This is a genomic window from Caulobacter sp. 05L422, from assembly GCF_056397765.1.
Genome location: NZ_JBFTOB010000021.1, coordinates 97,849 through 124,614 on the forward strand (window position 1 = coordinate 97,849; position 26,766 = coordinate 124,614).

At 69.2% G+C, this 26,766-nt stretch carries 33 protein-coding genes; 20 read left to right on the top strand and 13 right to left on the bottom strand.

Annotated features, from left to right (window positions below):
- Positions 1 to 50 precede the first annotated feature (50 nt).
- Positions 51 to 593: a TetR family transcriptional regulator gene (locus AC1DMQ_RS19470; protein WP_477035207.1), complete on the top strand. Its 543-nt coding sequence runs from the start codon at positions 51 to 53 to the stop codon at positions 591 to 593.
- An 89-nt stretch (positions 594 to 682) separates the two neighbouring features.
- Here AC1DMQ_RS19470 and AC1DMQ_RS19475 read toward each other — a convergent pair whose 3' ends face one another.
- The gene (locus AC1DMQ_RS19475; RefSeq protein WP_477035208.1) at positions 683 to 2,023 is read right to left on the bottom strand and encodes a hypothetical protein; all 1,341 of its coding nucleotides are present in this window, start codon (positions 2,021 to 2,023) and stop codon (positions 683 to 685) included.
- A gap of 118 nt (positions 2,024 to 2,141) precedes the next feature.
- Here AC1DMQ_RS19475 and AC1DMQ_RS19480 point away from each other — a divergent pair, with 118 nt between their 5' ends.
- Positions 2,142 to 3,227 carry an MBL fold metallo-hydrolase gene (locus AC1DMQ_RS19480; protein WP_477035209.1) on the top strand — a complete coding sequence of 362 codons (1,086 nt, stop codon included), beginning with the start codon at positions 2,142 to 2,144 and terminating at the stop codon, positions 3,225 to 3,227.
- A gap of 55 nt (positions 3,228 to 3,282) precedes the next feature.
- On the opposite strand, the gene AC1DMQ_RS19485 is transcribed toward AC1DMQ_RS19480, so the two are convergent.
- Positions 3,283 to 3,816 (bottom strand): SRPBCC family protein, encoded by a 534-nt coding sequence (locus AC1DMQ_RS19485; RefSeq protein ID WP_477035210.1) that lies wholly within the window; start codon positions 3,814 to 3,816, stop codon positions 3,283 to 3,285.
- The gene (locus AC1DMQ_RS19490; protein ID WP_477035211.1) at positions 3,813 to 4,157 is read right to left on the bottom strand and encodes an ArsR/SmtB family transcription factor; all 345 of its coding nucleotides are present in this window, start codon (positions 4,155 to 4,157) and stop codon (positions 3,813 to 3,815) included. The genes AC1DMQ_RS19485 and AC1DMQ_RS19490 overlap by 4 nt, the downstream gene beginning before the upstream one ends.
- 138 nt (positions 4,158 to 4,295) lie before the next feature.
- Between AC1DMQ_RS19490 and AC1DMQ_RS19495 the strand changes: the two genes are divergently transcribed.
- The 5 genes from AC1DMQ_RS19495 (at position 4,296) to AC1DMQ_RS19515 (ending at position 7,910) form a co-directional block, all read left to right on the top strand.
- Positions 4,296 to 4,739, top strand: a complete 444-nt coding sequence (locus AC1DMQ_RS19495; RefSeq protein ID WP_477035212.1) for a MarR family winged helix-turn-helix transcriptional regulator — start codon at positions 4,296 to 4,298, stop codon at positions 4,737 to 4,739.
- Entirely contained in the window at positions 4,736 to 5,506 is a 771-nt protein-coding gene (locus tag AC1DMQ_RS19500) for an enoyl-CoA hydratase (protein WP_477035213.1), read from the top strand. Before AC1DMQ_RS19495 ends, AC1DMQ_RS19500 begins: the two co-directional genes overlap by 4 nt.
- 1 nt (position 5,507) lies before the next feature.
- Positions 5,508 to 5,921: a DUF3995 domain-containing protein gene (locus tag AC1DMQ_RS19505; RefSeq protein WP_477035214.1), complete on the top strand. Its 414-nt coding sequence runs from the start codon at positions 5,508 to 5,510 to the stop codon at positions 5,919 to 5,921.
- A gap of 41 nt (positions 5,922 to 5,962) precedes the next feature.
- The gene (locus AC1DMQ_RS19510) at positions 5,963 to 6,940 is read left to right on the top strand and encodes an SDR family NAD(P)-dependent oxidoreductase (protein ID WP_477035215.1); all 978 of its coding nucleotides are present in this window, start codon (positions 5,963 to 5,965) and stop codon (positions 6,938 to 6,940) included.
- Between the two features lie 109 nt (positions 6,941 to 7,049).
- The gene (locus tag AC1DMQ_RS19515) at positions 7,050 to 7,910 is read left to right on the top strand and encodes an SDR family oxidoreductase (protein WP_477035216.1); all 861 of its coding nucleotides are present in this window, start codon (positions 7,050 to 7,052) and stop codon (positions 7,908 to 7,910) included.
- A 4-nt stretch (positions 7,911 to 7,914) separates the two neighbouring features.
- On the opposite strand, the gene AC1DMQ_RS19520 is transcribed toward AC1DMQ_RS19515, so the two are convergent.
- Positions 7,915 to 8,250 carry a TfoX/Sxy family protein gene (locus AC1DMQ_RS19520; RefSeq protein ID WP_477035217.1) on the bottom strand — a complete coding sequence of 112 codons (336 nt, stop codon included), beginning with the start codon at positions 8,248 to 8,250 and terminating at the stop codon, positions 7,915 to 7,917.
- On the opposite strand from AC1DMQ_RS19520, the gene AC1DMQ_RS19525 reads away from it, so the two are divergent.
- The gene (locus AC1DMQ_RS19525; RefSeq protein ID WP_477035218.1) at positions 8,251 to 8,742 is read left to right on the top strand and encodes an N-acetyltransferase family protein; all 492 of its coding nucleotides are present in this window, start codon (positions 8,251 to 8,253) and stop codon (positions 8,740 to 8,742) included.
- A 3-nt stretch (positions 8,743 to 8,745) separates the two neighbouring features.
- Here the strand turns inward: AC1DMQ_RS19525 and AC1DMQ_RS19530 are convergent, their stop codons facing one another.
- A complete protein-coding gene (locus tag AC1DMQ_RS19530; protein WP_477035219.1) occupies positions 8,746 to 10,032 on the bottom strand; it encodes an MFS transporter in 1,287 nt (428 codons plus the stop codon).
- A gap of 258 nt (positions 10,033 to 10,290) precedes the next feature.
- Between AC1DMQ_RS19530 and AC1DMQ_RS19535 the strand changes: the two genes are divergently transcribed.
- From AC1DMQ_RS19535 to AC1DMQ_RS19570, 8 genes are all read left to right on the top strand, one after another.
- The gene (locus AC1DMQ_RS19535; RefSeq protein ID WP_477035220.1) at positions 10,291 to 10,833 is read left to right on the top strand and encodes a GNAT family N-acetyltransferase; all 543 of its coding nucleotides are present in this window, start codon (positions 10,291 to 10,293) and stop codon (positions 10,831 to 10,833) included.
- Between the two features lie 137 nt (positions 10,834 to 10,970).
- On the top strand, positions 10,971 to 11,546 hold the full coding sequence (locus tag AC1DMQ_RS19540) for a DUF1285 domain-containing protein (RefSeq protein WP_477035221.1): 576 nt from the start codon (positions 10,971 to 10,973) through the stop codon (positions 11,544 to 11,546).
- Between the two features lie 2 nt (positions 11,547 to 11,548).
- Complete coding sequence (locus AC1DMQ_RS19545) at positions 11,549 to 12,196, top strand: CoA pyrophosphatase (protein ID WP_477035239.1); 648 nt, start codon at positions 11,549 to 11,551, stop codon at positions 12,194 to 12,196.
- Between the two features lie 126 nt (positions 12,197 to 12,322).
- The gene (locus AC1DMQ_RS19550) at positions 12,323 to 13,576 is read left to right on the top strand and encodes a CCA tRNA nucleotidyltransferase (protein ID WP_477035222.1); all 1,254 of its coding nucleotides are present in this window, start codon (positions 12,323 to 12,325) and stop codon (positions 13,574 to 13,576) included.
- Between the two features lie 63 nt (positions 13,577 to 13,639).
- Positions 13,640 to 14,335 carry a glutamine amidotransferase-related protein gene (locus AC1DMQ_RS19555; protein ID WP_477035223.1) on the top strand — a complete coding sequence of 232 codons (696 nt, stop codon included), beginning with the start codon at positions 13,640 to 13,642 and terminating at the stop codon, positions 14,333 to 14,335.
- Between the two features lie 59 nt (positions 14,336 to 14,394).
- Complete coding sequence (locus AC1DMQ_RS19560; RefSeq protein WP_477035224.1) at positions 14,395 to 15,042, top strand: Isoquinoline 1-oxidoreductase subunit; 648 nt, start codon at positions 14,395 to 14,397, stop codon at positions 15,040 to 15,042.
- An 85-nt stretch (positions 15,043 to 15,127) separates the two neighbouring features.
- Positions 15,128 to 15,796, top strand: a complete 669-nt coding sequence (locus tag AC1DMQ_RS19565) for a hypothetical protein (RefSeq protein WP_477035225.1) — start codon at positions 15,128 to 15,130, stop codon at positions 15,794 to 15,796.
- A 7-nt stretch (positions 15,797 to 15,803) separates the two neighbouring features.
- A complete protein-coding gene (locus tag AC1DMQ_RS19570; RefSeq protein WP_477035226.1) occupies positions 15,804 to 16,664 on the top strand; it encodes an alpha/beta hydrolase in 861 nt (286 codons plus the stop codon).
- 4 nt (positions 16,665 to 16,668) lie between these two features.
- Here AC1DMQ_RS19570 and hemF read toward each other — a convergent pair whose 3' ends face one another.
- The 3 genes from hemF to AC1DMQ_RS19585 all read right to left on the bottom strand — a co-directional run bounded on the left by hemF (position 16,669) and on the right by AC1DMQ_RS19585 (position 18,454).
- Positions 16,669 to 17,553: an oxygen-dependent coproporphyrinogen oxidase gene (gene hemF, locus AC1DMQ_RS19575; protein WP_477035227.1), complete on the bottom strand. Its 885-nt coding sequence runs from the start codon at positions 17,551 to 17,553 to the stop codon at positions 16,669 to 16,671.
- Between the two features lie 92 nt (positions 17,554 to 17,645).
- Entirely contained in the window at positions 17,646 to 17,960 is a 315-nt protein-coding gene (locus AC1DMQ_RS19580; protein WP_477035228.1) for a hypothetical protein, read from the bottom strand.
- 32 nt (positions 17,961 to 17,992) lie between these two features.
- Positions 17,993 to 18,454 (bottom strand): tRNA (cytidine(34)-2'-O)-methyltransferase, encoded by a 462-nt coding sequence (locus AC1DMQ_RS19585; protein ID WP_477035229.1) that lies wholly within the window; start codon positions 18,452 to 18,454, stop codon positions 17,993 to 17,995.
- 204 nt (positions 18,455 to 18,658) lie between these two features.
- On the opposite strand from AC1DMQ_RS19585, the gene petA reads away from it, so the two are divergent.
- The 3 genes from petA to AC1DMQ_RS19600 are packed head-to-tail and all read left to right on the top strand — an operon-like array spanning position 18,659 to position 21,395.
- Entirely contained in the window at positions 18,659 to 19,210 is a 552-nt protein-coding gene (petA, locus tag AC1DMQ_RS19590) for a ubiquinol-cytochrome c reductase iron-sulfur subunit (protein WP_477035230.1), read from the top strand.
- Positions 19,211 to 19,215: 5 nt separating this feature from the next.
- Positions 19,216 to 20,535 (top strand): cytochrome b, encoded by a 1,320-nt coding sequence (locus AC1DMQ_RS19595; RefSeq protein WP_477035231.1) that lies wholly within the window; start codon positions 19,216 to 19,218, stop codon positions 20,533 to 20,535.
- 5 nt (positions 20,536 to 20,540) lie between these two features.
- Positions 20,541 to 21,395, top strand: a complete 855-nt coding sequence (locus AC1DMQ_RS19600) for a cytochrome c1 (protein ID WP_477035232.1) — start codon at positions 20,541 to 20,543, stop codon at positions 21,393 to 21,395.
- Between the two features lie 22 nt (positions 21,396 to 21,417).
- On the opposite strand, the gene AC1DMQ_RS19605 is transcribed toward AC1DMQ_RS19600, so the two are convergent.
- On the bottom strand, positions 21,418 to 22,215 hold the full coding sequence (locus AC1DMQ_RS19605; protein ID WP_477035233.1) for a pepsin/retropepsin-like aspartic protease family protein: 798 nt from the start codon (positions 22,213 to 22,215) through the stop codon (positions 21,418 to 21,420).
- Positions 22,216 to 22,342: 127 nt separating this feature from the next.
- On the opposite strand from AC1DMQ_RS19605, the gene AC1DMQ_RS19610 reads away from it, so the two are divergent.
- Complete coding sequence (locus AC1DMQ_RS19610; protein WP_477035234.1) at positions 22,343 to 22,915, top strand: DUF1579 domain-containing protein; 573 nt, start codon at positions 22,343 to 22,345, stop codon at positions 22,913 to 22,915.
- On the opposite strand, the gene AC1DMQ_RS19615 is transcribed toward AC1DMQ_RS19610, so the two are convergent.
- From AC1DMQ_RS19615 to ychF, 4 genes are all read right to left on the bottom strand, one after another.
- Complete coding sequence (locus AC1DMQ_RS19615; protein WP_477035235.1) at positions 22,912 to 23,604, bottom strand: dienelactone hydrolase family protein; 693 nt, start codon at positions 23,602 to 23,604, stop codon at positions 22,912 to 22,914. The genes AC1DMQ_RS19610 and AC1DMQ_RS19615 overlap by 4 nt on opposite strands.
- The gene (locus AC1DMQ_RS19620; RefSeq protein WP_477035236.1) at positions 23,597 to 24,289 is read right to left on the bottom strand and encodes a hypothetical protein; all 693 of its coding nucleotides are present in this window, start codon (positions 24,287 to 24,289) and stop codon (positions 23,597 to 23,599) included. The genes AC1DMQ_RS19615 and AC1DMQ_RS19620 overlap by 8 nt, the downstream gene beginning before the upstream one ends.
- 73 nt (positions 24,290 to 24,362) lie before the next feature.
- The gene (locus AC1DMQ_RS19625; RefSeq protein ID WP_477035237.1) at positions 24,363 to 25,043 is read right to left on the bottom strand and encodes a dienelactone hydrolase family protein; all 681 of its coding nucleotides are present in this window, start codon (positions 25,041 to 25,043) and stop codon (positions 24,363 to 24,365) included.
- A 63-nt stretch (positions 25,044 to 25,106) separates the two neighbouring features.
- Entirely contained in the window at positions 25,107 to 26,207 is a 1,101-nt protein-coding gene (ychF, locus tag AC1DMQ_RS19630) for a redox-regulated ATPase YchF (protein ID WP_477035238.1), read from the bottom strand.
- Between the last annotated feature and the right edge of the window lie 559 nt (positions 26,208 to 26,766).

Sequence of the window (26,766 nt, forward strand, 5' to 3'; positions counted from 1 at the left end):
CCTGGGAGAGGGTTCTTGTAAGCGGGGCCAGAACCCGCCATTTCCACTCCATGACCGCCGCCGAAGACATCCTCGATCGCGCCGCCGCCGCGGCCCTGTCCCTGGCCGCCGATCGGCCTTGGACCCAGATCACCCTGCGCGACATCGCCCTGAAGGCCGAGGTTCCGTTCGCCGAGCTCTATTCGCGGGCCGACGGCAAGGGGGCGGTGCTGAACCACCTAGCGACCCGCTTCGACCGCGCCGCCCTCGCCACCGCCTCGGCGGAAGACGCCACCACCCACGACCGCCTGTTCGACGCCGCCATGGCCCGGATCGAGGCGATGGAGCCGCACCGCGCCGCCCTGATCGCCATCAGCCGCTCGGAGAGCCTGGTGGTCTCGGCCCTGCGCTTCCCCCGGACCGCCCGCGCCGTCCTGGAAGCCGCCGGCGTCGACGCCACGCCGGCTCGGCTGACCGCGATGTCGGCGGTCTGGGGCCGCACCCTGCAGGTCTGGCGCGACGACGAAGGGGCGCTGAACCGCACGATGGCCGAGCTGGACAAGCGCCTGAAGCAGATGGCCTCGAGCCTGGAGAAGGTCGGGGCGGGGTTCTGATCCTCTGAGCCGCCTTTGAATTCGCGACAAAGAAAAAGCCCGCCGGGATTGCTCCCGGCGGGCTTCTTTCGTTCAGGCTATGCGCCCGATCAGCTCTTGGTCGCGTTGGTCGGCAACTTGCAGCCGCCGCCCACGCCCTTGGCCTGCAGGCAGGACAGGACTTCCTTGGCGTGCGGCGCGGTGGTGTTCAGCGGATAGGCCATCACCCAGCCGGGCAGGCCGTCCGAGCAGGCCACTTCGACATAGCCGTCGGTGGCGGTCTGGCCGATGATGCGAGCGCCAGAGACGGTGCAGCTGCCCTTGCCCAGCGACTTCAGGTCGTTCGTCAGGCGCGAGAAGGCGGCGTCCGGCTTGGTGAAGCTGCAACGATAGCCGTTCATTTCCGAGGTGATGCAGTCGTAGACGATGTTGCTGCTGGCGGTGAAGATGCCGATGCCGCCGTCGGGGCGGTTGGAGCACTTCAGTTCGACGATCTCCTTGCGGGGATCGTTGCTGGGCAGCATGCCGTACTTCTCGACCTTGCAGTCGAAGCCGGCCTTGGTGGCCAGCTTGGTGTAGAGGCCGGCCTGCTCGGTCTGGGCGGCCACGGCGTCGCTCAGGGTGCAACCGCCGCCGACGAAGCCGGCTTGGGCGCAGTCGATGGCCTTGGCGAACGCGCCGGTGGTGGCGGTCTGCTGGTAGACGTAGCCCTTGCCGTCCTGGCAGGCGACTTCGAAGTAGTTGTCGGTCTTGGTGCTGAGAATGTAGCGCTTGTCCTTGATCGCGCAGTTCTTGGCGGCCGCGGTGTTCAAGGTGTCGACGATGCCCAGCTGGGTCGCCTTGTCGGTCAGCTTGCAGCTGACGGTGCCGCCTTCTTCGTACAGCAGGCAGCTGTTGGCGACGACTTCCTGGTCGATGTTGACCGGGCTGGCGGTCTGGATGACGTAGCCGACGCCGCCCTTACAGGCGACTTCGAAATAGGCGTTCTTGGCGCCGGCGCCGATGGCGCGGGCGTTCTGGATTTCGCAGGCGGTGTTGGTCTTGGCCAGGTAGGGCGCGAGGCCGGCCTTGGGGTCGGCGTTGCCCGGCAGGACGCAGAGCAGGGCGCTGGGCTTGCCGTCGGCGCCGGCGCCGGCGGTTTCCAGGCAGCTGTAGGTCTGCGGCGGCGTGTCCTTCTTGGCCACGACCGCGAAGCCCATGCCTTGCTGGCAGGCGACTTCGTAGTAGTCGGTGGCCGACTTCTTGTCGTTGCCGATCAGGCGCGCGTCCGTGACGGTGCACGAGACGCCGGCGGCCTTGATCAGGTCCGGCGTGGCCTTCATGCCGGCCTCGCGGGCCTTGGCGTCGACGGCTGCCGGCTTTTCCTTTTCCTTCGCCGCCGAGATCACGGTGGCGGGGATAAGCGCGGCGAGCGCGAGGGCGGCCGTCAAGCCGATCGCGATAGGCCTCATGGGGGATGTCTCCTGGGGTAAATTCCTCGCGGCGGACTTAAGGCCCGCTTGCATCAAGGGTCAAGATGTCGTCCGACGGGGGCGCAATCATGACGATGGCTGTGACCGGAGGACGCAGATGCGAGACGGGATCGAGGAAGACGCGCCCGAAACGCCCGAACCACGCCGTCCACGGCTGGTCTATCCGTTCGAAACGGCGCCGGAGACGGGTTCGGGCCAGGCCGTCGAGGTCGCGCCGGGCGTCCTTTGGCTGCGCCAGCCGCTGGGCGGCTCTCTGGGCTTCATCAATGTCTGGGCGATCGCCGACGGCGAGGGCTGGGCGGTGGTCGACACCGGCCTGCAGACCAAGGAGACCTCGCAGGCCTGGCGGGCGGCGTTCGCCGGCGCGCTGGACGGCCGGCCGGTCACCCGGGTGATCTGCACCCACCTCCATCCCGACCATGTGGGCCTGGCCGGCTGGATCGCCCGCAAGTTCGACGTCCGGCTGTGGATGACCCGGCTGGAATACTTCCAGTGCCGGATGCTGGTGGCCGACACCGGCCGCGAGGCGCCCGAGGACGGGGTGCGGTTCTTCCACGCCGCCGGCTGGGACGACGACGCGATCGAGAACTACAAGGCCCGGTTCGGGGGCTTCGGCAAGGCGATCTACCAGATGCCCGACAGCTATCGCCGGATGACCGACGGCGAGACCTTCCGCATCGGCGACCACGACTGGCGGGTGGTGACGGGCCAGGGCCATTCGCCCGACCACGCCTGCCTGTGGTGCCCGGAGCTGGACGTGCTGATCTCCGGCGACCAGGTGCTGCCCCGGATCTCGTCCAACGTCTCGGTGCATCCGACCGAGCCGGACGCCGATCCGCTGACCGATTGGATCACCTCGCTGGCCAAGGTGAAGGCGGCCGTGCCGGACACGGTGCTGGTCCTGCCGGCCCACAACGACCCGTTCCGGGGGCTGCACGCCCGCATCGACCACCTGATCGGCGGCCACGAGCGCGGGCTGGGGCGGCTGGAGGGCAAGCTCTCGGAACCCAAGCGGGCGGTCGACGTGTTCGGCGCCCTGTTCGCGCGGCCGATCGGGCCCGACCTGCTGGGCATGGCCACCGGCGAGGCCCTGGCCCACCTCAACTGCCTGATCGGGCGGGGGACGGCGGTTCGCGAGGCGGACGCGGACGGGGTGAACTGGTACCGGTCCGCCGGACACTAGAATGGGGACGGGCGCATGCGCCTGTCCCCATTCGTAGTCCCGACCTGTGTCGGCCTCAGGCCGGCAGGCGCTTGTCGTACTCGGCCTTGAGGCGGGTCCAGGCGTCCCAGAACGAGCCCGTCTGCGGCTTGCCGCTGATCTTGGTGGCCAGGACGTCCAGGTGCGTGTGCCAGCCCGCGCTGACGTTGAGCAGGGTCGTGCGGTCGGGCGCGCGGCGGTGGGTGACGGTCAGCAGCACCTTGTCGCCGGCGGGCTCCAGCTCGAACGACACCTCGCCGGCGTTCCAGGCGATGGTCAGCTTGCGGCCCGGCTCCAGGTCGAGGATCCGGCTTTCCAGGCTGTGCTCGGCGGAGAAGCCGTCGGGGCGGCGGCCGGGCGGGTCGCTGAGCTCGTCGTTGCGCCAGGTGAAGGTGAACGGCGCGCCGGCCTTCACGTCCATCTGGCCGGAGGCCAGCCATTGGCGGCGCAGTTCGCTCTCGGTCAGATAGGCCCAGACGCGATCGACGGGCCCGGGCAGCAGGCGCTGGATCTTCAGGGTCATCGGCTCGATCAGTTCGCCATAGGCGTCCAGGGTCGCGAGTTCCGTCATTGGTCGTCTCCTTGTCTGGTGGGCGGGGTCTTGCGGGCGTCCTCCTCGCGGAGGAGCCGGTCGAGCACGTCGAGACGGCTGGTCCAGAAGTGTTCGTAGAAGTTCAGCCACTCGTGGGCGCCGGCCAGCGGGCCGGGCTCGAGGCGGCACAGGTGCGTGCGGCCGCGGACCTCGCGCTGGATCAGGCCGGCGTTCTCCAGGGCCTTGATGTGCTTGGAGGCGGCCGCCAGCGAGATCGCGAAGGGCTCGGCGAGCTGGCCCACCGTCCGTTCGCCGTTCGCCAGTTCGCGAAGCATCCGGCGACGGGTGGCGTCGCCGAGGGCGTGGAAGACGGTGTCCAACTGAGGGGCAAGTAATTCAACCATGTGGTTGAATGTGTAGATCGGCCTGCAAAGAGTCAACCGTCTGGTTGAATGATTTCTCCATGAGGCCAAAACAATCGTTTGATATTTCGTGCGCGAACTATAATCTCGCCCGCCATGAGCACCCCGCCCGATCGCCGCCTCGTCTTCCTGCTCAACGTCGCGCACCGCAGGGTGCAGCGCTATGTCGAGGCCAAGATGGCCGCCAAGGGCGGGCTGACCGCCGCCCAGTCCGGGGCCCTGTTCGTGCTGGGCCAGAAGGACGGCGCCCTGATCGGCGAGGCCGCCGAGGCGCTGGACCTGGCCCCCTCGGCCATGACCGGCCTGGTCGACCGCATGGTCCGCGCCGAACTGGTCGAGCGCCGGCCCGACCCCAAGGACGGCCGCGCCTTCCGCCTGCACCTGACGCCCCATGGCGAGACGGCCCGCGAGGAGGCCAAGGCCGGGGTCGAGGGCCTGAACGCCCATCTCACCGAAGGCTTCACGGACGACGAGATCGCCGTGGTGTCGCGCTGGCTGACCAGCCTGCAATCGAAGTTCCCCAAAGGAGACCCCTCATGACTGATCACGTTCAGGTCGCCGTCGACGCCGGCGTGATGACCATCACCCTGGCCCGTCCGGACAAGAAGAACGCGCTCTCCAACGCCATGTACGGCGTGCTGGCCGACAGCCTCGAGCGGGCCGAGAGCGATCCGGCCGTGCGGGTGGTGGTGTTCCAGGCCGACGGCGACAGCTTCAGCGCCGGCAACGACCTGCAGGACTTCACCGCCCAGGCCACCGGCGCCTTCACCGGCGAGCGCCATGTGATGCGGTTCCTGAAGAACCTGGCCAAGGCCAACCGGCCGCTGGTCGCCGCCGTCCAGGGCCAGGCCGTGGGCGTGGGCACGACCATGCTGCTGCACTGCGACCTGGTGTTCACCAGCCCCGACGCCAAGCTGACCGTGCCGTTCGTCAACCTGGCCCTGGTGCCCGAAGCCGCCTCCAGCCTGCTGCTGCCCAGCCGCATCGGCCACGCCCGCGCCTACGCGATGTTCGCCCTGGGCGAGGCGGTCAACGGCGAGACGGCCGTCGCCTGGGGCCTGGCCAACGCCTGCGTGCCGCTGGCCGACCTGCGCGCCAAGGCCCGCGCCGCCGCCGACCAGCTGGCCAAGCGTCCGCTGGGCGCCCTGACGGCCACCAAGTCACTGATGCGCGACGCCGAGACGATCGCGGCCCTGATGGACCGGGAAGGCGAGCTGTTCGGCCAGCGCCTGCAAACCGCCGAGGCGCGGGAAGCCTTCATGGCCTTCGCCGAGCGCCGCGCGCCGGACTTCAGCAAGGTCGGGTGAGGTGGCCCTGGCCCTGATCGTGGCGGCGGCCCTGTTCGCCCTGGCGGGCGTCCACCTCTATTGGGGGCTGGGTGGTCGCTGGCCGGGCCATGACGAGGCCTCGATGGTCGAGCACGTGGTGGGGCGCAACCGCGGCATGCGCGCGCCGGGCCTCCTGGCCTCGGTCGGGGTCGCCCTGGCGTTGGCGGTGGGCGGCGCCCTGGTCGCCGCGACCCTGGTCTCGACTCCCTGGGACCCACTGCTGAAAGCCGCGCGCTGGTTGCTGTTCGCGGTCTTCTCCGGCCGGGGCTTGGCGACCTACGTCCCGCCCGTCTTCCGCTATGCCGAGGGCACGCCGTTCGCGACGCTCAATCGCCGCGCCTACGGGCCGCTGTGCCTGGCGATCGCCTCGGGGATTTTGGTTCTGCAGCTGTAGCGTCCGACACAACGATAAAAATCGAACGGGAGCGAAACATCATGGCCGATCGCATCAAGTCGCCCTTCGGGCCCTACACCGACGCTCGCGAGGTCGTGGCCGGCCAGGATCTGACCGGCAAGGTCGCCATCGTCACCGGCGGCGCCACCGGCATCGGTATCGAGACCGCCCGCGCCCTGGCCGAGGCTGGGGCCGAGGTGGTGATCGCCGTCCGCAAGCCCGATCTGGCCGAGGCGGCGGTGGCCGACGTCGCCAAGACCGCCAAGGGCCCAAATGGGGGCAAGGTGTCGTGGTCGATGCTGGACCTTTCCAGCTTCAAGTCGATCCGGGCCTTCGCCGAGCGGTGGGGCGACCGACCGCTGAACCTGCTGATCAACAACGCCGGGGTCATGGCCTGCCCGCTCGCCTACACCGAGGACGGGCTGGAGATGCAGATCGGCACCAACCATTTCGGCCACTTCCTGCTGTCGGTGCTGCTGGCCCCGAACCTGGTGGCTGGGGCCAGGTCGGGCTGGGGTTCACGGCTGGTGTCGCTGTCGTCGATCGGCCACCGCCGCGCGCCGATGAACTTCGACGACCCGCACTTCCGCTCGCACCCCTACGAGAAGTGGGAGAGCTACGGCCAGGCCAAGACCGCCAACGCTCTGTTCGCGGTCGGCTTCGACAAGCGGTTCAATGATCAGGGCGTGCGCGCCTTCGCCGTGATGCCCGGCGGCATCTTCACGCCGCTGCAGCGTCACCTGCCGCTCGAGGAGCAGAAGGCGATGGGCTGGCTCGACGACGACGGCAATCCCCGCGAGGGCTTCAAGACCCCCGCCCAGGGCGCTTCGACCAGCGTCTGGGCGGCCGTCGGCGCGGAGCTGGACGGGACCGGCGGCCTCTATCTGGAGGACCTGGCCCAGGCCGTTCCGTGGAGCAAGGAGCATCCCTGGTCAGGCGTCATGCCCCACGCCCTGGACCCCGAGGCCGCCGACCGCCTCTGGACCCTGTCGGCCGAGACCACGGGCGCGGGGGGCTGACGCCGATCATCCGCCTTGCCGGGTCCACGCCGAAGGATCAGGGTCCCGTCCACCGTGTGATCGCCCGGGCCGGCGCCGTTCCGGCCAGAACCGCATCGAGAGCAGAAGCATGAGCAGCCTAGCTGGCAAGACCCTCTTCATCACCGGCGCCTCGCGCGGCATCGGCCTGGCCATCGCCCTGCGCGCGGCCCGCGACGGGGCCAACATCGTCATCGCCGCCAAAACCGCCGAGGCCCATCCCAAGCTGCCGGGCACCATCTACACGGCCGCCGCCGAGATCGAGGCGGCCGGCGGCAAGGCCCTGCCGCTGGTGGTCGACGTGCGCGAGGAAGCCAGCGTCCAGTCGGCCGTCGACAAGGCGGTCGAAACGTTCGGCGGGATCGACATCTGCGTGAACAACGCCTCGGCGATCTCGCTCACGGGCACGCTGTCGACCGACATGAAGCGCTATGACCTGATGCACCAGATCAACGGGCGCGGCACGTTCCTGACCTCGAAGATCTGCCTGCCGCACCTGAAGAAGTCGGCCAATCCGCACATCCTGGCCCTGTCGCCGCCGCTGGACATCAAGCCCCGCTGGTTCGCGCCGCACGTCGCCTACTCGATGGCCAAGTACAATATGAGCCTGTGCATGCTGGGCATGGCCGAGGAGTTCCGCGCCGACGGCGTGGCCTGCAACGCCCTGTGGCCGCGCACCGCCATCGCCACCGCCGCCATCCAGTTCGCGCTGACCGGCGAGGAAGGCCTCAAGCACTGCCGCACGGTCGAGATCATGGCCGACGCGGCCCACGCGATGTTCCTCAAGCCCTCGCGCGAGTTCACCGGCCAGTTCGTGATCGACGACACGTTCCTGTACGGCGAGGGCGAGCGCGACTTCGACAAATACCGCGTGGATCCCACCGCCACCCTGATGCCGGACTTCTTCGTGCCCGAGGACAGCGTCCCGCCGCCGGGCGTGGTGATCGGCTGACCGATCAGCGGGGCGGTCGAGCCTTCCGCGCCGCCGCCACCGCGATCGATTTCCGCGCCCAGTCGACCATCAGGTCGGGATCGTCCAGGGCCTCGGCCGGGGCGGTCCAATAGGCCATGGGGCTCATGCCGAACGGCGCGAACTGGGTGCTGCCGGCCGCCTCGAAGTCGGCCCGCAGCGCCTCGTCGCCCTTGAGGTACAGGGTGTCGTCGTCGACCAGGGCGAAGAACAGGCCTTGGGCGTAGAGCCCGACTCCGCCGAACATCTTGCGCGAGGTCAGCGGCCCGACCGGGGCCAGCTGTTCGAGCACGAAATCCAGATAGTCCGAAGAGACCGCCATATGCCCGTCGCCGCCAATGTCTCTGTTAGGCCGGCCGTCCCCGAGGACAGCGCCCTGATCCTGCGGTTCATCCGCGACCTGGCCGAGTACGAGAAGATGCTCGACGACGTGCGGACGACGCAAGACGACGTCACGGTGGCGCTGTTCGGCGAGAATCCCAAGGCCTTCTGCGACATCGCCGAGATCGACGGCGCGCCGGTGGGGTTCGCGCTGTGGTTCTACAACTTCTCGACCTTCGTCGGCCGGCACGGGATCTATCTGGAGGACCTGTTCGTGCGGCCCGACGCGCGTGGCTCCGGCGCGGGCAAGGCGCTGCTGGCCAACCTCGCCAAGCGCTGCGTCGACGAGAACCTGGGCCGGCTGGAATGGGCCGTGCTCGACTGGAACACCCCGTCGATCGCCTTCTACGACAGCCTGGGCGCCGCGGCGATGGACGAGTGGATCGTGCGTCGGATGACGGGCGAGGCGTTGCGGAAGCTGGCGGGGGCCTGAGCCCTATTCCAGCCGGTCCGCCTTGCGCAGCTCGGGGAACATCCTGGCCCACGCGCCGGTGACGATCAGCGCCCCGACGCCGCCGAATATCGCCGCGCCGACCGGGCCCAGGAACCGCGCCGCGACGCCGCTCTCGAACTCGCCCAGCTCGTTGGAGGCGCTGATGAACAGGCCCGAGACGGCGGCCACGCGACCGCGCATCGGGTCGGGCGTGACCAGCTGCACCAGGGTCTGGCGGATATAGACCGAGACCATGTCGGCCCCGCCCAGCACCACCAGGGCGGCCACCGACAGCCAGACCCATTGCGACAGGCCGAACACCACCGTCGCCGCGCCGAACACCGCCACCGCGCCGAACATCAGCAGGCCCGCGCGGCGGCGGATCTGGTGGCTGGCCAGGACGATCGCCACCAGGGTCGCGCCCACGGCAGGGGCTGCGCGCAGGATCCCGAAGCCCTCGGCTCCGACGTGCAGCACGTCGCGGGCGAACACCGGCAGCAGGGCCGTGGCCCCGCCCAGCAGCACGGCGAACAGGTCCAGCGAGATCGAGCCGAAGACGATCTTGTTGTGCCACGTATAGGCCAGGCCTTCCTTGATCAGGGTCCAGCGCGAACCCGGCTGCACGACTGGCTTGGTCGACTGGCGGATGAAGGTCAGCAGCAGGCCGCCCAGCAGGAACAGGCCCACCGACGCCCCGAAGGCCGTGGCCGGCGAGACGGCGCAAAGCAGGCCGCCCAGGGCCGGGCCGATGATCGAGGCGCTCTGCCAGGACAGCGAGTTCCAGGCGATGGCGCGCGGCAACAGCGGGCGCGGCACCAGCATCGGTCCCATGGCGCTGGAGGCCGGCGACAGGAAGGCGCGGCCGGCCCCGAACAGCACGGCGATGGCGAAGATCGGCCACAGCGCGGTGTGTCCCGACCAGGCCAGCAGCCCCAGGCCCCCGGCGCACAGGATGTCGACGCCGATGGCGGCGGTCATGATCGCCTTGCGGTCATGGCGGTCGGCGGTCTCGCCGGCGGTCAGGGTCAGGAAGAACAGCGGGATGAACTGGGCCAGGCCCACCATGCCCAGCAGGAAGGCCCCCTGGCCCTCGTTGTGTCCGGTCTCGCGGGCCAGGGTGTAGACCTGCCAGCCGATCGTCACGGCCTGGATCTGCACGGCCAGGGTGGCGACGAAGCGCGCGGCCCAGAAGAACACGAAGTCGGTCTGCTTCAGCAGAGCACGCATCGAGGTGTCCGTCGCTTCGATGGCCGAAGGGACGGAGTCGGGATCGGGGGGGAGGTCGGTCATCGCGGCGGACCATGTCCCCGAGCGAGCGTCACCGCAATTGAGATTGTTTGATGCGACAGTTGATTTCATTGACGCCAAGCGCCCTAGGCCCTATTTCGCGCCCCTCCAACGGAAGGAAAGCGCCGCCATGCGACGCCTGCGACGAATCTGCGCCGCGCGGACCGGAGTCCGCGTCTGAACGCCCCGGAAGCGGCCGTCTCGGCCGCGTCACGATCCGGGGCTATGTCCCCTTTTCGTGTTTCGGATCGTTAAGCGCCCATGTCGTCTTCCGCTGTCGCCCCTTCGCCGCTACTCCCCTCCATCCTCATAGAGCGGCCCGAGCACGCCCGCGCCGTCGAGGTGCTGGTCGATCGCGCCTTCGGTCCTGGCCGTTTCGCCAAGTCTTCCGAGCGCCTGCGCGAGGGCAACCACAAGCTGGACGACTGCTCGTTCGTGGCCCTGCACGAAGGCCGGGTGATCGGCAGCGTGCGGCTTTGGCCGGTGACCGTGGGCGACGCCTCGGTCGCCTTCCTCGGCCCGCTGGCGGTCGACGCCGACGAGCGCAAGCACGGCCTGGGCCAGGCCCTGGTCGAGGCCGCGTGCGAGGCCGCCGCCAAGGCCGGCTGGCGCGCGGTGCTGCTGGTCGGCGACGCCCCCTATTTCGGCCGGATTGGCTTCTCGGCCGAACCCGCCGCCCAGGCGACCATGCCCGGTCCGGCCGACCAGCGCCGGGTTCTGGTCAAGGCCCTGGTCGAGGGCGGGGATCAAGGTCTGGTGGGTCCGATCCGCATTCCTCCCCCTGCGGGGGAGGTGTCGGCGTAGCCGACGGAGGGGGGAGCGGTCGGCAGGCGACCACGACCCGGATCGACGATCCTAAAACTCCCCCACCGATCGCCTCCCCCACAGGGGGAGGGCCGGCGAGCCTTGAGCCAAAGGCCGGCTTGCCCTACCTGAAACCCATGACCGCCGATCCTACCCCTTCTGGCCTCGCAGGCGTCACCGCCGCAGCCAAGAGCGCGGGCGAGCGCGGCCTGCCGCCCGTGCACCTGTGGCATCCCGAGCATTGCGGCGACATCGACATCCGCATCCGCAAGGACGGGGTCTGGTTCCACGAAGGCACGCCGATCGGTCGCGAGGCGCTGGTGCGGCTGTTCTCGACCGTGCTGCGGCTCGATCCGGACGGCTATCACCTGGTCACGCCGGTCGAGAAGTTGAAGATCCAGGTCGAGGACGCGCCCTTCATCGCCACGCGCGTGGACCAGATGGGCGACACGCTTCGCTTCGAGACCAATGTCGGCGACGTGGTCGAGGCGGGCCCCGACAACGCCATCCGGGTCGAGACCGATCCGGCGACCGGCGAGCCTCGGCCCTATCTGCACGTGCGGCGCGGGCTGGAGGCGCTGATCGCCCGGCCGGTGTTCTACGAGCTGGCCGAGCTGGCGGCCGAGCGCGACACGTCCGAGGGGCCGCGCCTGGGCGTGGCCTCGAACGGCGCCTGGTTCCCGATCGCCCCGGCCGGGGCGCATCGCGGATGACCCTGTCCCGCGACGAACGCCGGGCCTGGATCACCAGCAAGCTGGATCCGATCGACGCCTACGACCCCAGCCTGGACGCCGCCCGCTCGGACTACGACCTCAACCCGACCCTGCGCCCCGACAATCCCCACGCCCTGCGGCCCGCCGCCGTGCTGGTCGGGCTAGTCGAGCGCGAGGCGGGCATGACCGTGCTGCTGACCCGCCGGGCCGACACCCTGCGCAGCCACACCGGCCAGATCGCCTTTCCCGGCGGCCGCTGCGATCCGGGCGAGACGCCGTGGGAGACCGCCCTGCGCGAGGCCCAGGAAGAGGTGAACCTCGACCCGAAGTTCGTCACCCTGGCCGGCCTGCTGCATGGCTACCGCACGGTGACCGGCTTCCACGTCACGCCGGTGGTCGGCTTCATCGACCCGGCCGCCACGGTCGAGCCCAGCCCCGACGAGGTGGCCGACGTGTTCGAGACGCCGTTCTCGTTCCTGATGGATCCGGGCAACCACCAGCGCCAGCATCGCGACCTGCCGGACGGCGAGCGGCGGTTCTTCTACGCCATGCCGTGGAACGAGCGGTTCATCTGGGGGGCGACGGCGGGCATGTTGCGGGGGCTGTACGAGCGCCTGCACGCGCCGGACGAAACGCCCGAGCCGACCTAGGCTCACCCAGCGTAAACCACGGAAGAATCTATGGTTAAGGTTATCAACGGGCTTGTTCCCCCGCGATAATCGTCTGAAATGCCTCGCCCCGCTCGCCGGGGCGTGTGGCGTACCGTGGGGGACAGCGTGAACACCGAGACGATAGGCGTGGCGCCGTGGATGGCGCTGCCGGAAACCCAGGCCGTGATCGCGGCGCTCGAAGCGCGGGGCTTCCCCGGCTGCGCGCGCTTCGTGGGCGGCTGCGTGCGCAACACCCTGATGGGCAAGCCCATCGACGACATCGACATCGCCACCACCCTGACCCCCGACCAGGTGATCGAGGCGCTGGGCGAGGCGGGCCTGCGCGCCATCCCCACCGGCGTCGACCACGGCACCGTCACGGCCATCGCGAACGGCAAGCCCTACGAGATCACCACCCTCCGCCGCGACGTCGAGACCGACGGCCGCCGGGCGGTGGTGTCGTTCACCCAGGACTGGGACCAGGACGCCGAGCGCCGCGATTTCCGCTTCAACGCCCTCTATGTCGACATCCACGGCCGGCTGTACGATCCGACCGGCGAGGGCGTGAACGACGCGCGCGACGGGCGGGTGGTGTTCGTCGGCGACCCGATGACCCGCATCCGCGAGGACTATCTGCGCATCCTGCGGTTCTTCCGTTTCCACGCCTGGTACGGCAAGGGCGACGCCGATCAGAAGGCCCTGGCCGCCTGCAAGGCGCTGAAGGGCATGGTCGAGGGCCGCGCCGCCGAGCGCACCCAGAAGGAGCTCTTGAAGCTGCTGGCGGCCGAGGATCCGCGCGCCGCTCTGCGGCTGATGGCGGCCACCAGCGTGCTGTCCTCGATCCTGCCGTCCGTGAAGTCCCTGGCCCGTTTCGAGGGGCTGATGACCATCGAGACCGAGCAGTTGTTCGAGAACGACCCCGAACTGCGCCTGGCGGCCCTGATCCCCGACGATCCCAAGCTCGCCGAGCAGATGGCCGAGCGGCTGCGGCTGTCCAACGCCCTGAAGGAGCGGCTGGTCGAGGCGGTCGGCAAGTCGCCGCGCATCGTCAGCTGGATGAGCCCGCGCGAGACCCGCCGGGCGGTCTACGCCCTGGGGCTCAAGACCTTCAGCGACCGGGTCAAGCTGGCCTGGGCCGCCGCGGGCCGCACCGCCACCACCCCGCAATGGCGCGGCCTGCTGGCCCTGGGCGAAAGCTGGACCCCGCCGGCCTTCCCCTTGACCGGGGAAGAGATCCTGAAGGCCGGGGTGCCCAAGGGCCCGATGGTCGGCGAGGTGATGCGCGAGGTCGAGATCTGGTGGATCGACCAGGACTTCATCGAGGACAAGTTCTCGGCCATCGAACGGCTGAAAGCCGTGGCTCAGGGGATGGTGTTCTAGGGCCTCGAAGGACGCGGGGCGCTTGCCTATATGCTGGCGTCGACGCGTTGGAGGCTCCTGCCCATGAAGATCGGCCTGCTCGAGACCGGCGAACCGCCGGAACAGCTCCAGCCGGAGTTCGGCCGCTACGGAACCATGTTCCAGGACCTGCTGGGCCCCGGCCACGCCTATGTCACCTACGATGTCCAGGCCGGCGTCCTGCCCGCCGATCCGGCCGAGTGCGACGCCTATGTCGTCACCGGCTCGGCGGCCGGGGTCTATGACGACCTGCCGTGGATCGCGCCGCTGAAGGCCTTCCTGGTCGAGGCGCGCGACCAGCCTCTGGTCGGGGTCTGTTTCGGCCACCAGATCATGGCCGAGGCGTTCGGCGGCAAGGTCGTGAAGTCCGACAAGGGCTGGGGCGTGGGCCTGCATGTCTATGACGTCGCCGAAGCTCAGCCCTGGATGGACGGCGACGCCAAGGCCGCCGTTCCCGCCTCGCACCAGGACCAGGTGATCGTGATCCCTCCAGGCGCCCGGGCCGTGGCCGGCAGCGCCTTCACCCCCGCCGGAATCCTGGTCTATGACGACCGGCCGGCGATCTCGATGCAGTTCCATCCCGAGTTCGATCCCGCCTACGCCCGGGCCCTGATCGAAGCCCGGCGCGGCAGCCGGTTCACCGACGCCCAGGCCGACGCGGCGATCGCCAGCCTGGAGCACGCCAACGATCGCGCCCGGGTGGCCGGCTGGATCGAAGCCTTTCTCACCCGTAGCGCCTGAAATCTGGCAACCTGGACCGCGGGCCAGCCGTTCCGGCTGAAACGCGGGAGACCAGGATCATGAGAGCCGTCACCATCGTGCTCGCCGCCGGTTCGCTGGTGGTCGGCGGGGCGCTGCTGTCCAGCGTTCGCGCCGCTCCGCCGGCGCCCTCCGCGCCCGCGCCGCCCGAGACGCTCAAGAGCGCCGCCGATTTCGTGTCGATCCAGGACCCGGCCGCCCGCTCGCTGGCCCTGTTCGCCGAGGCCGGCAAGGTGATCAACAGTCCGCGCTGCATGAACTGCCACCCCGTCCAGCGCGCCCCGACCCAGGGCGACGACCGCCATGCGCACAATCCGCCGATGGTCGGGGGGCAGAGCGGTCACGGGCCGGTGGGCATGCCGTGCAGCTCGTGCCACGGCCCCGCCAACGTCCCCACCCTGGGCGTGGACATCAAGTCGATCCCCGGCGACCCGAAATGGGCCCTGGCCCCGGTCGAGATGGCCTGGCAGGGCAAGTCGCTGGGCGCGATCTGCGCCCAGATCAAGGACCCGGCCCGCAACGGCGGCAAGAACCTGGCGCAGCTGCACCACCACATGGCCGAGGATCACCTGGTCGGCTGGGCCTGGAACCCGGGCGAGGGCCGGCTGCCCGCGCCCGGCACCCAGGCGCGGTTCGGCGAGCTGGTGAAGGCCTGGATCGACACCGGAGCCAAGTGTCCCAAGGCCTGATCCAGTGCACGGATCGATTGCATAACGTCGGTATGCAAGGACCGTAATTGGCGTATCTTCCCTGAACAATAAGAGGGGGAGGCTGATGGACAAGTTCGACGACGTGATCGCGACGATCGCCGCCATGGGCGGTCTGGGCCTGGCCGCGATGGCCCTGGTCGACGCCCTCAAGGCCGTGCCCGGCGGCGGCGTCTCGCGCATCGGCTTCGGCCATATCCGCAAGGTACTGCGGATGTTCGACAAGGTCCTGGTCCGCGCCGCCGGCGATCAGTGGGAGGCCGTGATCATGGCCCACTGGATCAACGGCCGCGACCGCGACGACCAGATCGGCGTGATCCGGTCGCTGCTGCGGCTGGGCCTCAATCCCGACACGGCGGGCCAATTGGCGGTGATCGGCAATGTTGACGCCGCGGCCCTGGGCAAGGCCGCCGGCAAGCTGACCGCCGGCTCGGCGCTCAGCGAGGCCGAGATAAACCTGATCGGGAGGGTCGAGGCGGCGGTCGAAGCGCACTTGGACGCGGCCTTCGACTTGGCCGAACAGGCCTATCGCAACACCGCCCGCGCGCTGTCCGGCCTGGTCGCGGTAGTGCTGGCGGTGACGGCCGGGATCCTGCTGTCCACCCCGGCCGAGCCCATTGATCCGCGCATCGCGGCGCTGATCGGCCTGCTGGCGGTGCCGATCGCGCCGATCGCCAAGGACCTGGTCAGCGCGCTGACGGCCAGCGCCCGGGCGGTCCGGCCGCGCGACAGCTGAGGCGGTCATGAGCCTGTACCTGAACCTGCGCTACGAGGCGGTMGGCGGCGGCCTGCGCAAGGATCCCTACCTGATCGAGGGCGACGGCAAGGCCGCCAAGCCGCTGATGAGGTCGCTGACCCCCAGCGAAGCGGCCCAGCGCGTGGCGGGGCGCACCCTGGTCTTCACCGTGCACGGCTTCAACGTGTCCTACGCCAGCGGCCTGTGCTCCCTGGCGCGGCTGGAGGACAAGCTGGCGCCGCTGCTGCCGCCGCATTTCCTGATGGTCGGGGTGCTGTGGCCCGGCGATTTCATCATCCCGGCGATCAACTATCCGGGCGAGTGGCGCGACGCGGTCAACGGCGGCAAGGCCGTGGCCCGGTTCGCCAACACCACCCTGCGCGGGGCCGCCGACTTCTGCTTCCTGTCCCACAGCCTGGGCGGCCGGCTGACGCTGGAGGCGGTGGCGGGGTTGAGCCGCAAGGCCTCGCGCGTCTGCCTGACGGCCGCGGCCACTGACGCCGACTGCCTGGAGCGGCCCTACAACACCGCCGTCGCCAACAGCGGCCATCTGACCTACCTGGCCTCGCTGCAGGACATGGTGCTGAAGCTGGCCTATCCGATCGGCGACTGGGCGGGCCACGTCTTCTTCGGCGACAAGGACGACGACATGGCCGGGGCGCTGGGCCGCTACGGCGCCAAGTGGCCGCGCACCCACAGCCCCAAGGCCTGGGGCTTCACGGTCGCCGACGACCTGAAGTACGACCACGGCAACTACTTCCCGCCCGGCAAGGCCACGATCCCCGACAAGCCCAGCCAAGGGCAGGTGGCGAAGTTCGCGGCGCGCTTCCTGGCGGGCGGCGCGCCGTCCTGGCCGCCGGCGCCTTAGGCCTCTACGGCCACTTCACCTCGGGCGGCATCGAGCTGAGGATCGACTCGACGTTGCCGCCGGTCTTCAGGCCGAACATCGTGCCGCGGTCGTAGAGCAGGTTGAACTCGACATAGCGGCCGCGCTGCACCAACTGCTGCTCGCGCTCCTCGGCGCTCCAGGCCTCGCCCATCCGGCGGCGGACCAGGGTGGGGTAGATCTCCAGGAACGCCTTGCCGACGTCCTGCGTGAAAGCGAAGTCGCGGGCCCAGTCGCCGCTGTCGTGATGGTCGTAGAAAATTCCGCCGATCCCGCGCGGCTCGTTGCGGTGGGGCAGGAAGAAGTACTCGTCGCACCACGCCTTGTACTTGGCGTGCCACGCCGGATCGTGGGCGTCGCAGGCGCGCTGATAGGCGGCGTGGAAGTCGATCGCGTCGGGGAAGTCCTGCTGGCGCTGATAGCCGAGCAGGGGGGTCAGGTCGCCGCCGCCGCCGAACCAGCTTTTCTTGGTGGCGATGAAGCGGGTGTTCATGTGCACGGCCGGCACGCGCGGATTGCGCATGTGGGCGATCAGGCTGATCCCGGTGGCGAAGAACCGCGGGTCCTCGTCGGCGCCCGGCATGTTCTTGGCCATCTCGGGCGTGAAGGTCCCGAACACGGTGGAGACGTGGACGCCGACCTTCTCGAACAGGCGGCCGTGCATCATCGACATCACCCCGCCGCCGCCGGCCTCGCGGTCCCAGGGCTTGCGCACGAAGCGACCCGGCTCGCCGGCGTAGAGATCGGCGGGGGCCTCGTCCTCCAGGCGCTCGAATTCCGCGCAGATCTGGTCGCGCAGGCTTTCGAACCAGGCGCGGGCCGTGGCTTTCTTCTGGTCGAGATCGGTCGGGGAGGCGGACGGCGTGCTCATGGGCAAGCCGATTACGAGGTTGGCGCGCGCCGCGCAAATCCGCAGCACCGCCTAAGGGGTTTTGCGGAGGCCTAAAGGACGATCATGGGCGCTCAGCAGTCGTCGTCCTCCGGATCGGCCAGGGCCTGCTTCGGAACGTCCAGCCAGACGTGGCAGACATGCTCGCCGCCGTCGCGCTTCACACACGAGATCTTGCCGTCGCCCTTGATCAGCCCGGCCGCGCCGCACTGATCCTTCTGGCCTTTCCCTGGCAGGCGATCATAGAGCTGCTTGGCCGCCGGCCCGGTGACCATCAGGTCGACGACGCCCGCCTCGTGCGGGAAGGCGCGGGCGACGCCGTCCGTCTGAGGCTTCGGCGAGGCGCCCAGGCAGGCGACCGCCGCCAGGGTGGTCAGGAAGATGCGCATCGCTCGTCTCCGTCGCTGTCTGGTCCGCGCGATCAGTCGCCCGGAAACCCGTCCGTCTGTCGCAGCGCCTCGCCCAGGGCCATGGCCGCCGTGGTCGCCAGGTTCATCGACCGCGCCTCGGGCCGCAGGGGGATCGTCAGGCGCGAGAAGGCCGCGTCATGAACCTCCGGTGGCGCGCCGCGGCTCTCGTTGCCGAACAACAGGGTGTCGCCTGCCTGAAAGTCGAACTTGTGGAAGGGGGCGGTCGCCTTGGTGGTGAACAGCAGCAATCGGCCCTCGCGACGTTCGGGCGCGGCAAGGAACGCTTCCCACGACGCGTGGCGGATCATGTGCGTCAACGGACCATAATCCAGGGCCGCGCGCTTCAAGCTCTTGTCGTCCAAAGGGAAACTGCACGGCTCGATGACGTCCAGCCCCACCCCCAGGCAGGCGCCCAAACGGATCGCCGCGCCCACGTTCTGAGGAATGCCGGGTTGAAAAAGCGCGAGCCGCATTCTAAGCGAACCACCATAGAGCCAGCAGGGGCATTTGCTGCGAATCGAAAGGGCTTGCGGACTTCGTCCGCGCGTCCGATAGGACGATCCGCTTTTGCCTCTTGTGGCGAAGACCCGTTCGCGGGTCCAGACAGTATGCGCCGACAGGCGTTTCTCCAGGCCGGGCCGTCTTTGGCGGCGCGGCGGCATCGAAGGGTGACTTGGGTGGCCGACACCGCCGTGGGCGCAAAAACTGATCCGGCGCATGGGGAAGACCCCAGCCGCCGGGATTTCATTTACATCGCGACGATCGCGGTCGCCGCAGGCGGCGCCGCTTCGATCGCGTGGCCGTTCATCGACCAGATGAACCCCGCCGCCGATACGCGGGCCCTGGCCTCGATCGAGTTCGACGTGACCAAGGTCGGCGAAGGCCAGCAGGTCGTCGTCAAGTGGCGCGGCAAGCCGCTGTTCGTGCGTAACCGCACCAAGGCCGAGATCGCCAAGGCGGTCGCGGACGACGGCGCGTCGATGAAGGATCCCGAAAAGGATTCGGCGCGCGTGAAGCCGGGCAAGTCCCAGTGGCTGATCGTCGGCGGCAACTGCACCCACCTCGGCTGCGTCCCGACCTTCGGCGGCGGCGAGTACGGCGGCTGGTTCTGCCCGTGCCACGGCTCGGTCTACGACACCTCGGGTCGTATCCGTAAGGGTCCGGCTCCGAAGAACCTGATCGTTCCGGAGTACGCCTTCCTGTCCGACACCAAGGTCAAGATCGGTTAAGCGAGATGAGCGGACATTCGACCTACGAACCCAAGACCGGTTTCGAGCGCTGGCTCGACGCCCGTCTGCCGATCGTGCGCCTGGGCTACGACAGCTTCGTCGACTACCCCACGCCGCGTAACCTGAACTACTGGTGGACCTTCGGCGGCATCCTGTCGCTGTGCCTGGCCTCGCAGCTGATCACCGGCATCATCCTGGTGATGCACTACACGCCGAGCGCCGACCACGCCTTCGCCAGCGTCGAGCACATCATGCGCGACGTGAACTACGGCTGGCTGATCCGCTACATGCACGCCAACGGCGCGTCGATGTTCTTCATCGCCGTCTACATCCACATGCTCCGCGGTCTCTACTACGGCTCCTACAAGGCGCCGCGCGAAGTGCTGTGGCTGCTGGGCTGCGTGATCTACCTGCTGATGATGGCCACGGCCTTCATGGGCTACGTCCTGCCCTGGGGCCAGATGAGCTTCCACGGCGCGGTCGTGATCACCAACCTGTTCGGGGCCTTGCCGCTGGTCGGCGAGAGCATCACCACCTGGCTGTGGGGCGGCTTCGCGGTCGACAACCCCACCCTGAACCGCTTCTTCTCGCTGCACTACCTGCTGCCCTTCATGATCGCCGGCGTGGTGATCCTGCACATCTGGGCGCTGCACGTGGTCGGCCAGAACAACCCGACCGGCGTCGAGCCCAAGTCGAAGGCCGACACCTTGCCCTTCACCCCGTACGCGACGGTGAAGGACGGGTTCGCGATGAGCGTCTTCCTGATCCTCTTCGCCTGGTTCGTCTTCTTCATGCCCAACGCCCTGGGCCACGCCGACAACTACATCCCGGCCAACCCGCTGGTGACGCCGTCGCACATCGTTCCGGAATGGTACTTCCTGCCGTTCTACGCGATCCTGCGCGCCGTTCCGGACAAGCTGATGGGCGTTCTCGCCATGTTCGGCGCCATCGCCTGCCTGTTCGCCCTGCCGTGGCTGGACACGTCGAAGGTGCGCTCGATGCGCTACCGCCCGACCGCGAAGATCCACTTCTTCATCTTCGTGGTGGCGTGCTGCATCCTGGGCGTCTGCGGCGCCAAGCTGCCGGACGACCAGGTCATCCCGGGCCTGACCACGTTCCAATTGATGTCTTCGGACCTCAACAGCTTCGTGTGGCTCAGCCGCGTGGCCGCGCTGTACTACTTCGCTTTCTTCCTGGTGATCCTGCCGCTGCTGGGCCTGACCGAAAAGACCCTGCCGGTGCCGGATTCCATCGCCTCTCCCGCCCTGTCGCACCCGGCCGCTGCTCCGGCCGAAGCGACCGCCGCGCCTGAAATGAAGGGCTGATCCCGATGCTGCGCAAACTCTCCGTCATCGCAGCGGTCGCGGGTCTCCTGACGGCCGGCGTCGCCGGTCCGGCCCTGGCGGCTCACGGCGCCTTGCCGGCCAAGAAGGTCGAGTGGTCGTTCGACGGCCCGCTCGGCAAGTTCGACAAGAACCAACTGCAGCGCGGCTACAAGGTCTATCGTGAGGTCTGCTCGGCCTGCCACGCGATGAGCCTGGTCAGCTTCCGCAACCTCGGCGACAAGGGCGGTCCGTTCTACGACGAGAAGTACCCGAACTCGAACGACAACCCGTACGTCAAGGCGATCGCCAAGGACTACGAGGTCGCCGACATCGACAACGAGACCGGCGACACCATCAAGCGCCCGGCCACTCCGGCCGACCGCTTCCCGTCGCCGTTCCCGAACGAAGCCGCGGCCCGCGCCGGCAACGGCGGCGCCCTGCCGCCGGACATGTCGCTGCTGGCCAAGGCCCGCGAAGAGGGTCCGGACCACATCTACTCGATCGTCACCGGCTACGCGGCCCCGCCGCCCGGCCTGAAGATGGATCCGACCCAGCACTACAACAAGTACATGGCGGGCGACCTGAGCTCGTACTGGTCGGGTCCGCACGACCACGTGCCCCCGGGCGGCTTCATCGCCATGGCTCCGCCGCTGAAGGCCGGCCAGGTGACCTTCGACGACGGCACCCCGTCGACGCTGGACCAGCAGGCCAAGGACGTCTCGGCCTTCCTGATGTGGGCCGCCGAGCCCAAGCTGGAAGAGCGCAAGCAGACCGGCTTCGTCGTGCTGATCTATCTGGTGCTGTTCGCGGGCCTGCTCTACGCGAGCTACCGCAAGGTCTGGAAGAACGAGTCGCACTGATCGACTCTAAGGCCTGAAAAGATCAGGGCTCGGCGGTGACGCCGGGCCCTTTTTCTTGACCGATCGCGTGGGGCGCCGGAGCAGGGGTCAGCCACAGCCGCAGGGCCTGGGGATCCAGCCGCAGGTGATAGGCCGACAGGACGTCGACGCCGACGGCCCCGACCACGCCGTCGGGCAGGTCGCCGGCCACCACGGCCGGCAGGTCCTGGCGCAGGGTTCCGTTCAGCGACAGGCCGCGCAGGGTTCCGGCCGGCTTCTGGCGCGGCCCGTCGGCGGCCCCGCGGGCCCGCACGCCGCCGCCCGAGGCGGTGTCCAGGGCGAAGGGGCCGGAGACCCCGGTCAGGCCGTCCGAAGCCGCCGCCGGGATGGTCGGCACGCCGCCCACCATGACGACTCGGATCGCGCCCCGCTCATGGCCGTGCGTCGATCCCGGCCGCTCCAGCCGCAGGCGGCAGGGGGCGAAGTCCAGGGTGACCACGTAGCGGTCCAGGATGTCGGCCCCGATCACCCCGGTGATCGGCGTGAAGAAGCCGACCCCGCGATAGTCGAGGTCCTCGACCGTCACCGCCGTCCCGGGCGCCTGCTGCCCCGCCACCCGCACCGGCAGGGTCAGGGCCGTCTCGGCGTAGCCGCCGCGCTGGGCGGCGGTGTTGTGCAGGAGGGTGCGGGGCGCGGACAGGTCGATCACGAAGTCGCCCGCCATGTCGCCGATGGCGGCCGGAGCCACCACGGCGCCGTTCTCGAACCAGCAGGCGGTCTCGCCCGCCATGGCCGGCGTCGCCGTCAGGCTCAGGAACAGCAGAGGGGCGAGGCGACGCATGATCCGATCCTAGCCAAGGTTTGGGCCGCGGGCGACCGCCGAGCGCGACCCGTGTTCGATAAGTCTTGACCCAGAGAACTCTGTATATCAGAGTAATCTGCATAAACTGCTCAAACCCGAGATCCTCATGCGTGCCTTGTCCGTTCTCGTCCTCGCCGCGACCCTGGCCGCCGCGCCCGCCTGGGCCCAGGGCCCGCCCGATCCGGCGGCGCGGATCGCCAGGCAGCAGGCGGCGATGAAGGCCCTGTCGTGGATGGACGGCGTCTGGCGCGGCCCGGCCGTGACCACCCGCCCTGGCGGCCAGAAGCTGACCGTCACCCAGACCGAGCGCAGCGGTCCGCTGCTGGGCGGCGCGGTGCATGTGGTCGAGGGGCGCGGCTACAACGCCGACGGTTCGACCGGCTTCAACGCGCTGGGGATCATTTCCTACGACCCCGACAAGGACGCCTACAGCATGCGCTCCTACGCCATGGGCCAGGCCGGCGACTTCCCGCTGACCGTGACCCCGAACGGCGCGATCTGGACCATCGCGGCCGGGCCGGCGACGATCCGCTACACGATCACCGCCAAGGACGGCGTCTGGCACGAGGTGGGCGAGCGCGTGGTCGAGGGCCAGCCGCCGGTCCAGTTCTTCGAGATGACCCTCAAGCGGATCGGCGACAGCAGTTGGCCGGCGGCGGGCGCGATCCCGCCGAACTAGGCCTCGCCCCGGCTCCCGCCGGCCCGCTGGAACAGCTGCAGGGTCCGAAGCATCGCCAGGCTGGCGCTGTCGGCGTGATAGCCGTTGGGGGCGACGAAGGCGTGGCCGGCGTCGTACAGCCAGACGGGCAGGTCGGGATGGGCGGCGATGATCGTCTCGACGTCGGTCAGCGGGATCATCGGGTCCGTCCGGCCAAAGTGCAGGATGGTCGGGACCTTGGGCTGCTCGTCCACATAGCTGGCGATGTCGCCGCCGTAGAAGCACGACACCGCCGTCAGCCCGGCGCAGCGGGCCGAGGCCAGCCAGGCGGTGGTGCCGCCGAAGCAGAAGCCCATGGCGAACACCTTGCCGCCGTCCGACAGCGCGTCGATCGCCGCCTGCACCCGGGGCAGGGCCGCCGCGCCCCAGCCGCTGGCAAGGCCCATGGTCATGCGGACGTCCAGGTTCGGCGGGTCGAGGTCGGCGGCCGGGAAGGGGGCGTCGGCGTCGTCCAGCAGGCTGGGGGCGATCACCTCGTAGCCCTGCTCGGCCAGGCTGTCGGACAGGGCGCGGATGTGCGGCGTCACCCCCCAGATGGCGTGCAGGATCACCAGCCCGCCACGCCGCGCCTCGCCGGGCGGGGCGTGGTAGGCCGAGACCGCCTCGCCGTCGGCGGTCGTCAGGACGATGCGCGCGCCGGCCTCAGCCATGCTTCTTGTCGGTCAGGGTGCAGGCCACGCCGGCCGCCTTGGCTTCTTCGCAGGACAGCGACGACTGGGTCGCGGTCGAGCCCGGGGCCGGGGCGTCGACGATGTAGCCGCCGCCGCCCTTGCAGGCGATCTCGTAGCGCCGGATCGGCGGATCGCCGCCGCCGCCCAGGAAGGTTCCGTCGGCCACCGTGCAGGCGGGCGAGGCCTTGGCGGCCAGCGGCTTGAGTCCCGCGACGGGGGCGGCGTTGCCCGGCAGCGAGCAGATCATGCCCTTGGGCCAGGCCTTGCCGGCGGCCAGGGCCGCGGTGTCCAACGCCAGGCAGTCGTTCAGCACCAGCTTGCCGTCGGGTCCCAGGTTGATGATCCAGCCCAGGGCGTCCTTGCAGGCGATCTCGTACTCCGGCTTGCTGCTGGGGCGGGTCGACAACGGCGCGGCCTCGACCACCTCGCAGGGCGCGTGCAGGTCGGCGGCGACCTTGGCGGCCGCCCGCACCACCATCGGATTGCCGGGCTCGCGGGGCGTCAGCCGGGCGTTCGGGCGGTTGACCGAATTGTACTGCATCTGATTGTACTGGCGCATGCCGGTCGTGACGCCTGGACCGGGCATGGTTTCCTGGGCGAGCGCCGGGGCGCAGAGCGCCGCCAGGGCGCCGACGAGAACGAACAGGCAGCCGATCTTCTTCATGTGGACCCCCAAGGTCTGCGACTACGCCAGAGGTTGTATCGCCTCGAGCGTCTCCGCAAGCTCAACCTTCATCCTAGCCCGCGCCGTGGGCCTGGAAGAGCTCCAGGCTGCGCCGGCGGGCAAGTTTGGCGTCGTCGAGGTCGGAGTCCGGGCGGCCGTCGTTGTTGAAGCCGTGGCCGCTGTTTTCGTAGATGTGGACGGGCGTCCCGGGATGGGCGGCCAGGACCTTGGCCTTGACCTCGTCGGCGGGGATGTGGCCGTCCTTGCGGCCCAAGTGGACGACCACCGGCGCGTTCAGCGGCAGTTCGGCGTTGGCCGCGATCATGCTGCCGTAATAGGCCGCGCCGGCCGTCAGGCCCCTCAGCTTGCTGGCCGCCAGCCAGACCAGCGAACCACCCAGGCAGTAGCCGACCGCGAAAACCGGTCCGCGCGGGGCCAGTTCGTCGATGCAGGCCTGGATGTCCGACAGCATCTTTTCCAGGCCGATCGCCTGCACATGGCTGACGCCGATCGGGAAGGCGGCTGGCTCGTGCTCGGCCACGTAGCCGGGCGCGGCGCGGTCGAAGATCGACGGGGCCAGCACCTCGAAGCCCAGGGCCGACCAGCGCGCCACGTCGGCCATCACGTACTGGTCCAGGCCGAAGATCTCCTGCACCACCACGATCCCGCCCTTGCGCTCGCCCCGCGGCGCGGCGTGAGCGGCGGTGAACTGGAAGCCGTCGGTGGCGGAGGTCAGGGTGACGGTGTCGGTCATGGGAACGCTCGAACTGAGAGTGAAAACGAAAACGGCCGGGGGTGAGCCCGGCCGCTTGTGGTTCTAGACGTTGAACCGGAAGTGCATCACGTCGCCGTCCTTGACGACGTAATCCTTGCCTTCGGCCCGCATCTTGCCGGCTTCCTTGGCGCCGCTTTCGCCGCCCAGCTTGACGAAGTCGTCATAGGCGATGGTCTCGGCGCGGATGTAGCCCTTCTCGAAATCGGTGTGGATGACGCCGGCCGCCTGCGGGCCGGTGTCGCCGACGTGGATGGTCCAGGCGCGGGCTTCCTTGGGGCCGACCGTGAAATAGGTCTGCAGGTCCAGCAGGCTGTAGGCCTCGCGGATCAGGCGGTTCAGGCCCGGCTCTTCAAGGCCCAGGGTTTCCAGGAACTCGGTGCGTTCCTCGGCGTCGAGCAAGGCGATCTCGCTCTCGATCTGGGCCGAGATGACCACGGCCTTGGCGCTGTCCTTGGCGGCGCGTTCGGCCACCAGGTCGCTGTACTTGTTGCCCTTGTCGGCGCTGCCTTCATCGACGTTGCAGACATAGAGGGCCGGCAGCGAGGTCAGCAGCTGCAGCATGTGCCAGGCCTTCTCGTCATCGGCGTCGATCTTGGCGGCGCGGGCCGGACGGCCTTCGCGCAGCAGGTTCAGCGCGATCGTGGCCAGGCGCAGGGTGTTGGCGCTTTCCTTGTCGGCGCCGACCTTGGCGCGCTTCTCCAGGGCGGGAACGCGCTTCTCCAGGCTTTCCAGGTCGGCCAGCATCAGCTCCATCTCGATGATCTCGAGATCGCTGATCGGGTCGATGCGGCCTTCGACGTGGACGATGTCGCCGTCCTCGAAGCAGCGCGCCACGAAGGCCACGGCGTCGCAGTCGCGGATATTGGCCAGGAACTGGTTGCCCAGGCCCTCGCCCTTGGATGCGCCGCGCACCAGGCCGGCGATGTCGACGAAGGTGATCCGGGCCGGGATGATCTCTTTCGAACCGGCGATCTTGGCCAGGGCGTCCAGGCGCGGCTCGGGCACGGCCACTTCGCCGGTGTTGGGCTCGATCGTGCAGAACGGATAGTTGGCGGCCTGGGCCGACGCCGTCTGGGTCAGCGCGTTGAACAGGGTGGACTTGCCGACGTTGGGCAGGCCGACGATGGCGACTTTAAGGGCCATGGAACTCTCATGAATTTCGTTGGCGCGCGATTAGCACGGATCGGCGGGGAAGTCCCGGTGGACGAGCATAGGTGGTGCGGCGAGCACTTGCCCCCTACGGACCGCTTCGCGGTCCTCTTCCCCCACAGGGGGAAGAGGATGCCGTGCGCGCGTCCTCCGCCCCCTATGGGGGCGGACAGACCGCGAAGCGGTCAGGTGGGGGCAAGTATTAGCGGGCATGGCGCTGCAAGCTCACGCCTCCGGCTGTGAGTGGGAATGGAAAGGGTCGCGGAGCGCCGGACGACGTCCGGAGTTCTTTGATAAATACCGTTTCGACGAAGCCGATCGCTCCGCGCGCTCGTTATCCGCCAGCATCCGGTGGGCAGCCCTGTTGAGGCTTAGCCGGACCCGGAACCGACCCTTTCGAGCCAGTCCCAGCCGCCGAGGGCGCGGGCCAATGGGCAATACACGCGCTTTGTCCCCGTTCGACGCCGACGGCGGGCGGGCTCCCCAACGATGGAAGTCCCCGGACCGCGCGAGTAACCCCCTCGCGCCTGTCCCCGCTCGATCGCCCCCCGCC